This is a genomic window from Simiaoa sp., assembly GCF_051972595.1.
Taxonomy (GTDB): Bacteria; Bacillota; Clostridia; order Lachnospirales; family Lachnospiraceae; genus Acetatifactor; species Acetatifactor hominis.
The window spans coordinates 21,941-28,219 of record NZ_JBOKRY010000040.1; the positions used below are offsets into that span (position 1 = coordinate 21,941).

The 6,279-nt window shown below is 46.0% G+C and carries 8 protein-coding genes; all 8 read right to left on the bottom strand.

Annotated features, from left to right (window positions below):
* Window positions 1–7: 7 nt before the first annotated feature.
* Window positions 8–835, bottom strand: a complete 828-nt coding sequence (locus ACTRDR_RS12165; RefSeq protein WP_440527802.1) for a phosphatidate cytidylyltransferase — start codon at window positions 833–835, stop codon at window positions 8–10.
* 3 nt (window positions 836–838) lie between these two features.
* Window positions 839–1,558 carry an isoprenyl transferase gene (locus ACTRDR_RS12170; protein WP_440527803.1) on the bottom strand — a complete coding sequence of 240 codons (720 nt, stop codon included), beginning with the start codon at window positions 1,556–1,558 and terminating at the stop codon, window positions 839–841.
* Between the two features lie 43 nt (window positions 1,559–1,601).
* Window positions 1,602–2,153 carry a ribosome recycling factor gene (frr, locus tag ACTRDR_RS12175; protein ID WP_176862893.1) on the bottom strand — a complete coding sequence of 184 codons (552 nt, stop codon included), beginning with the start codon at window positions 2,151–2,153 and terminating at the stop codon, window positions 1,602–1,604.
* 55 nt (window positions 2,154–2,208) lie between these two features.
* A complete protein-coding gene (gene pyrH, locus ACTRDR_RS12180; RefSeq protein ID WP_440527805.1) occupies window positions 2,209–2,904 on the bottom strand; it encodes a UMP kinase in 696 nt (231 codons plus the stop codon).
* 13 nt (window positions 2,905–2,917) lie between these two features.
* Window positions 2,918–3,820, bottom strand: a complete 903-nt coding sequence (locus tag ACTRDR_RS12185; RefSeq protein WP_176862898.1) for a polymer-forming cytoskeletal protein — start codon at window positions 3,818–3,820, stop codon at window positions 2,918–2,920.
* Window positions 3,821–3,879: 59 nt separating this feature from the next.
* Window positions 3,880–4,836, bottom strand: coding sequence for a polysaccharide deacetylase family protein (locus ACTRDR_RS12190; protein ID WP_440527807.1), 957 nt, complete (start codon window positions 4,834–4,836; stop codon window positions 3,880–3,882).
* Window positions 4,837–5,039: 203 nt separating this feature from the next.
* Complete coding sequence (locus tag ACTRDR_RS12195) at window positions 5,040–5,312, bottom strand: KTSC domain-containing protein (protein WP_440527808.1); 273 nt, start codon at window positions 5,310–5,312, stop codon at window positions 5,040–5,042.
* Between the two features lie 281 nt (window positions 5,313–5,593).
* Entirely contained in the window at window positions 5,594–6,103 is a 510-nt protein-coding gene (locus ACTRDR_RS12200; RefSeq protein WP_440527810.1) for a hypothetical protein, read from the bottom strand.
* Window positions 6,104–6,279: the final 176 nt, after the last annotated feature.

Sequence of the window (6,279 nt, forward strand, 5' to 3'; positions counted from 1 at the left end):
TTTCGGACTAACGCAGTCCAATCATCAGAATGGCAAGAAAATACGTCATCGGTGCAGTCACTGTCATACTGTCAAAACGATCCATGATCCCTCCATGTCCGGGGATCAGTTTGCCATAATCCTTGATATTGTGGTTTCTCTTGATCGCGGATGCCGCCAGATCTCCCACCATGCTCATTACCGCACCTGCCGCGCAGATAAAGGCAATGATCCATGTGATCGTCCGATCCGGAAATGCCGTTTCCACGAAGAAATGCGCATACAAACCGCCGATCAGAGCCGCTCCCACAACGCCACCGATACATCCCTCCAGGGACTTATGAGGACTCAACTCCGGGAAAATATGTTTCTTACCGATCAGCTTGCCTACCACATAAGCACAGGTGTCACATCCCCAGGAACTGATCAGGATCAGCCATACCAGGTAGATTCCGGTCTCACACTCACGGGTCAGATAGACAAAGGACAACATTACCGGTGCATACAGGAAAGAAAATACCGCTGCCATCACCTGATTTGCCTGATATTTCGGGAAAGCTGCCACATAGCAGAACATTTCCGCCATGAACAAAGCGACAATGCACATGAGCAATAATGTATGATCCCTGGTGAAAAACAGCGTTGCATAATATGCCGTCACACCCACGAAACCGATCCATTCCAGTGCGGTAAACTTTTTCTCATCCGTTGCACATTTTAATGCTTTGGTAAGTTCTCTGTATGCGATCAGAGAAATCAGCCACAACGGCACTGCCAGAAATATATTACCGAAGCAAAATGTAGCCAGCGCGATGACAAGCAGCACGATACCACTGAGCAAACGGGTCCAAAACATAAGCTATTCCTCCTTCAGGCCGCCATATCTTCTGTCTCTATGATTATATGCTTCCACAGCCCTCATCAATTCTTCTTTTGTGAAATCCGGCCAGGGAACCGGGGTAAAATAAAACTCCGTATACGCCAGCTGCCACAGCAGGAAATTGGAAATCCTCTGCTCATTGCAGGTGCGGATCAGCAGATCCGGATCCGGAATACCTGCGGTATCCAGATAGCTCTCCAGGGTATCCGCCGTAATATCCGCAGAATCCAGCTCGCCGCTTTGAAGCTTCGCAGACAATTTTTTTACTGCACGGACGATCTCATCCCTGCCTCCGTAATTGATGGCGATCTGGAAATGCAGACCGTCATTGTTCTTCGTCGCCTCTTCCAGTTCGGCGATCCTATTCCGGATATCTTCATCCAGTCTCGTCTTGTCTCCCAGAACTCTGACACACATACGGTTCTTCTCCGCCGTCTTCAGACAAGTCTTCATATAATTCCGAAGCAGCTTCATCAACGCATCCACTTCGTCCTGCGGACGGTTCCAGTTCTCTGTGGAGAAAGCATATACCGTCAGGTACTGAATCCCCATACGGTATGCCTCTTCGCAGATTACTTCCACCGTCTTGGCTCCCTGAACATGACCGTAGTTGCGGGGCATTCCCTTTGCTTTTGCCCAGCGGCCGTTCCCGTCTAAAATGATCGCTACATGATTTGGAATTTTCAGATTTTGTTCCATATTCTATGCCTTCTATGCCTTCTTTTAAGCCTTTCCGGGCTTACTAAACTGTCATGATCTCCTTGGACTTGCTGTCGATCAGAGCATCAATATCCTTCACATACTTGTCGGTCAGCTTCTGCAGTTCGTCCTCCAGACCCTTGATCTCATCCTCAGACACTTCACTCTTAGCCAGCTTCTTGAATGCATCGTTGCCGTCTCTTCTGATGTTACGGATAGCTACTTTGCCTTCCTCACCCTTCTTCTTTACTTCTTTTACCAGATCCTTTCTGCGGTCCTCGGTAAGCTCGGGGAATACCAGGCGGATCACACTGCCATCGTTGGAAGGATTGATACCGATATCGGAAGTCATGATCGCTTTCTCAATCTCCTTGATCAGAGACTTCTCCCAGGGAGCGATCTGGATGATACGTGCCTCGGGAACGGTTACGTTACCTACCTGCTGGATGGGGGTAGGGGTTCCGTAATAATCTACTCTTAATTTGTCCAGTACGTGAGGATTTGCGCGTCCTGCGCGGATAGCAGCAAAATCTGCTGTCAGAAATTCATAAGCCTTCTGCATTTTCTCACTATATACCTGTACTCTTGCGTCCATATTGTCCTCTCTTCTGCGCTGCGCGCTTTTTCATTTTATAGGTTAATGATATCTGTTACACGGTTACTTTGGTTCCGTTAAATTTCCCCTTCATGGTATTCACGATGCTGTTCTCTTCGTTCAATCCGAATACCCACATAGGCATTTTGTTATCTCTTGCCAGGATGGATGCGGTCATATCCACTACCTGAAGGTTCTTCGCGATGACTTCATCAATAGATACTTCATCGTACTTCTTCGCTGTGGGATCCTTGGCAGGATCCGCATTGTAGACACCGTCGATAGCCTTAGCCAGCAGAATAACATCTGCTCCTACTTCAATGGCACGAAGTACCACACCGGTATCCGTGGAGAAATAGGGATGTCCCGTACCGCCTGCGAAAAATACTACCATGCCTTTTGCAAAATACTTATTGGCTCTGTCCTTGGAGAACAGCTTGGTAAATGATCCGCACTCAAAGGGGGTTAAAATGTTGGTCATCATGCCTACCGAGCGAAAAATCTCAGAGACATAGATACAGTTCATGATGGTGGCAAGCATACCGATCTGATCCGCTTTGGTACGATCAATATTTTCACTGGAACGACCTCTCCAGAAATTGCCTCCGCCGATGACGATTCCTACCTGAATGCCATCGTCTACCAGTTCTTTTACCTGTAATGCGACCTTTCTGACAGTTGCCTCGTCAAAACCGGTCTTCTTCTCTCCTGCCAGTGCTTCTCCGCTAAGCTTCAGTAATATTCTCTTCATTGTTATCTGCTCCTTATTTTGCTTTTCTTTTCTCTGGCTTGTAATCATCGAAGAAAGAAGTAGGGCTGACATCAGCATAGCACTGAGAGCACATACCTTCGATAACTGCACCGTTGTTGATCTGTACGGACTTGGACTTAATATTGCCCATTACGATAGCAGAAGAATCCAGGATTACAGGGCCCTTCACATCAATATCACCCTTTACTGCACCTGCGATAGCTGCGCTGGTAGCGGAAATGTTGCCAATGACAACCGTGCTCGCTCCGATCTTCACAGAGCCCTCGCTCAAGATCTCGCCGTTGATCTTCGCACCTTCTGCAAAAATCTCAGCTGCCTTGGAATTACCATTGATATATCCGGTAATATTCAGTTTGCCCAGAATATCAATATTTCCATTAATCGTACCTACCAGATCCATAGATCCTTCGGAACTTACATCACCGGTGATCACCATTCCGGCAGTAATAACTGCGGTTTCATCTGATGCAACTTTTACATCCATTCTCTTCTCTGCTCCTTTGTTCTTCTCTGTATTTTCCTGCTCCAGAACCTTTTCTACTGTCATATCGTTCTGAAGTACACTGTCTAAATCCAGTTCCGGTGCGACTTTTTCCCCAGTCTCTTCTGCCCGCGGCATCTCTTCTGCTACTTTCTCTGCCGGCTGTTCTTCTGTTTTCTGTTCCTGCGGAATCTCAATAGAATCCAGGTTTTTCAGCATCTCTTCGAATGCCACGTTATCCTTCGCATCCTCTGCGGTCTGCGCTTCAGGAATCTCTTCCCGCAGCGGTTCCTGCGTATTTTCCACCGGCTGTTCCTTGAGTTCTTCGGCAGCTGCCTGATCCAGATTCTCCTCCGGCATCAGTTCATTGACCGCCTGAGACAGATCTTCTTTCAAATCTGAGAAAAATCCCATGATGATGTACCTCCGTTTATTTCTTTAAATTTGTTTTTTATTTGTGAATGTTTTTATGTTTACTGGTGATGCACCGGCTTGGTATTCTCCGTGATCGGCAGGATCACCGTATCCGGTCTCGCCAGAATATTCTCTATAATCTCCGGCAGTGCCTCCACTGTCGTTGGTTTTTCTGCGGAATCATGCAGAAGTATGATTGACGTATCTCTCGTGTCAATATCTTTCGTGCAGTTCTCTAACAGCGTATCCGTGGTAAGTTTCATGCTGCCTCCGTCTCCGGAAGACACATTCCAGTCGTAATACTCCACTCCCTGGCTCTCCAGATAATCAATGAATTCATGCATATCGATCTCACTGACCGTATTGGAGCTTCCTCCCGGAAAACGATAATAAACGCTCTCCACACCGGTCGCCTGATAGACATAATCCCTGATCTGCTCAAAATCCCGCGTGAAACTGTCCATGGATTCGTATAGTTCCTTATATTTATGACTGTAGGAATGCATTCCTAACGTATGCCCATCTTCCACGATCCGCTGCAGTGCTTCTTCCGCATCCGTTCCTTCCCTGCCCACTACGAAAAAGGTAGCCTTTACCTGATACCTGTCTAAAATATCCAGGATATCATTCGTATAAATGCTGGGGCCATCGTCAAAAGTCAGATATACCTTGTGGATCTGTTCCTGCCCGGAATGAGCATCCGTCACCGGATCCGCGCTTCCCTGTACAGATTCCTCCTGCGGTATCTGTGAAGTCTGCCCGGTCGTCTGTGCTTCCTCCTGCAAAAGCTGCAGTTCGGTCTGCAATCTCTGATTCCCGGCTTCCAGTTCATCCAGTCTCCGATTCAGATCGTCCAGAATCCCGTTGATCGTATGCAGCCTGCAGATCAGATACACGCAGCACATAAGCGGGATTACCAGTCCTGCTGCCACTATACCCACGATCGTCTTCTTCAAACGCTGCACTCTTCGCCGCCGGTCCTCCGGTGATGTCTGTTGAAGTTGTTCTCTTGCCATGAATACTTTAATGTCTCTCTTCCTAATTCTGAAGCCCTCCCTGACGTCAGACAAGACTTCTGTAACAGTATAGCATATTCCACTTTTTTGGGAAAGAGATTTATGCAAAACTTTAAAAGCCGCAGCGGATTCCCCTATCCTCTGCGGCTTTCTGACATTATATTGTTCCCCTTTTTTGTATTCCCTTCGTATGCTGCGATTTTCTACGCATTCTCCTGCATTTGTCTCTCCGGATAACAACCCATAATAAAATTATGGAAAAAGAACTCCGGGCGGAGATAACTCCGAAATCGGTACCAGATATCTTCCGGCACATTTTCAAATTGCCATATCTGACCGTCACTTGCGAACTCGATCTCCAGCATTTGTTGCTGCGCATCGTAGCCTGCAGACTTTATCATCGGATTACCCCATTGTATCCTTCTCATTCGTATAATAATCTCTCTTTCTTTTCCTGCTTTTGTCAACCCTGACATACATGTCCTTTCGCCGTAAGGCGTTCAGCTCTATCTTTTTTCTGAAAGATTTCCCCCTTTATACTTTCATGTAAAGATCTTGTCCCACCCACTATGACAATCGCAGTTTATTTTATTTTCCCTTCATTTTACCCTTATGCAGGTCTAGCATACTTTTGAATACCTGTCTCTACTCCCACCCCCATGGTGTTGCTTGGGCAGTCGCTATTTACGCTGCCGATATGACGTTATTCAGTTTTATGAAGTGTAGCAAATTAAAAGTTTCGTTGGTTCATAGTTAATTAATATGTAAATTTAAAAGCACCGGTGTCGTTCACGGCTTCTTCGTAGCCATCGTAATCGGCGTAATGGGTGCATATAACGCGATAGGTTTTATCCTTAATAGCGTCAGAATATGTTAAATTTGCGCCAAAGCTACCTCGGTCAGCTGATTCTGCTCCATCAGAGACTAGTACTGTCTTCCATCCGTACCACATCTTTTGCTGGACTTTAATGTCTTTTACTCCGATAACTTTTGCCACTCCTACGCAAGATGTTGTAAACGTCATAACAAGTCCTTCGGCTGCGCTGAATGCCATAATAATTTCACAGTCAAACAAGGTCGTTATCGGCTGCACTTTTAAAAGATCATATTCCTGCGTCTTATTGGTTACAGCAACCGTAAGTGTTGAACCTTCATTTTTGTAGTCTTCCGCACTCACTTCCTGTGCCGGTGCGCTTACCGCAAAGAACAGCGCTAACAAAAATGCAACAATGGTTCTTCCTTTTCTCATCCGTTTCTTTTCTTTCACTCACATTTTCCTTTCCATCATAAGATTTGCTGCTACACTTTTTTGAGGCTTAACTGTCCCTCTATATAGTTCATGGTTTCCAATGACGGAATCTTACAAAATAATTTAATATTTTTATTATAAGTTGATTGCATTAGTAACTTCTACTGCCATGCTTCAGAAAAAGAATTGCACGA

Coding starts and splice junctions, on each gene's coding strand:
- ACTRDR_RS12165 (WP_440527802.1), bottom strand. CDS start 835: ATGTTTTGGACCCGTTTGCTCAGTGGTATCGTGCTGCTTGTCATCGCG.
- ACTRDR_RS12170 (WP_440527803.1), bottom strand. CDS start 1,558: ATGGAACAAAATCTGAAAATTCCAAATCATGTAGCGATCATTTTAGAC.
- frr (WP_176862893.1), bottom strand. CDS start 2,153: ATGGACGCAAGAGTACAGGTATATAGTGAGAAAATGCAGAAGGCTTAT.
- pyrH (WP_440527805.1), bottom strand. CDS start 2,904: ATGAAGAGAATATTACTGAAGCTTAGCGGAGAAGCACTGGCAGGAGAG.
- ACTRDR_RS12185 (WP_176862898.1), bottom strand. CDS start 3,820: ATGGGATTTTTCTCAGATTTGAAAGAAGATCTGTCTCAGGCGGTCAAT.
- ACTRDR_RS12190 (WP_440527807.1), bottom strand. CDS start 4,836: ATGGCAAGAGAACAACTTCAACAGACATCACCGGAGGACCGGCGGCGA.
- ACTRDR_RS12195 (WP_440527808.1), bottom strand. CDS start 5,312: ATGTCAGGGTTGACAAAAGCAGGAAAAGAAAGAGAGATTATTATACGA.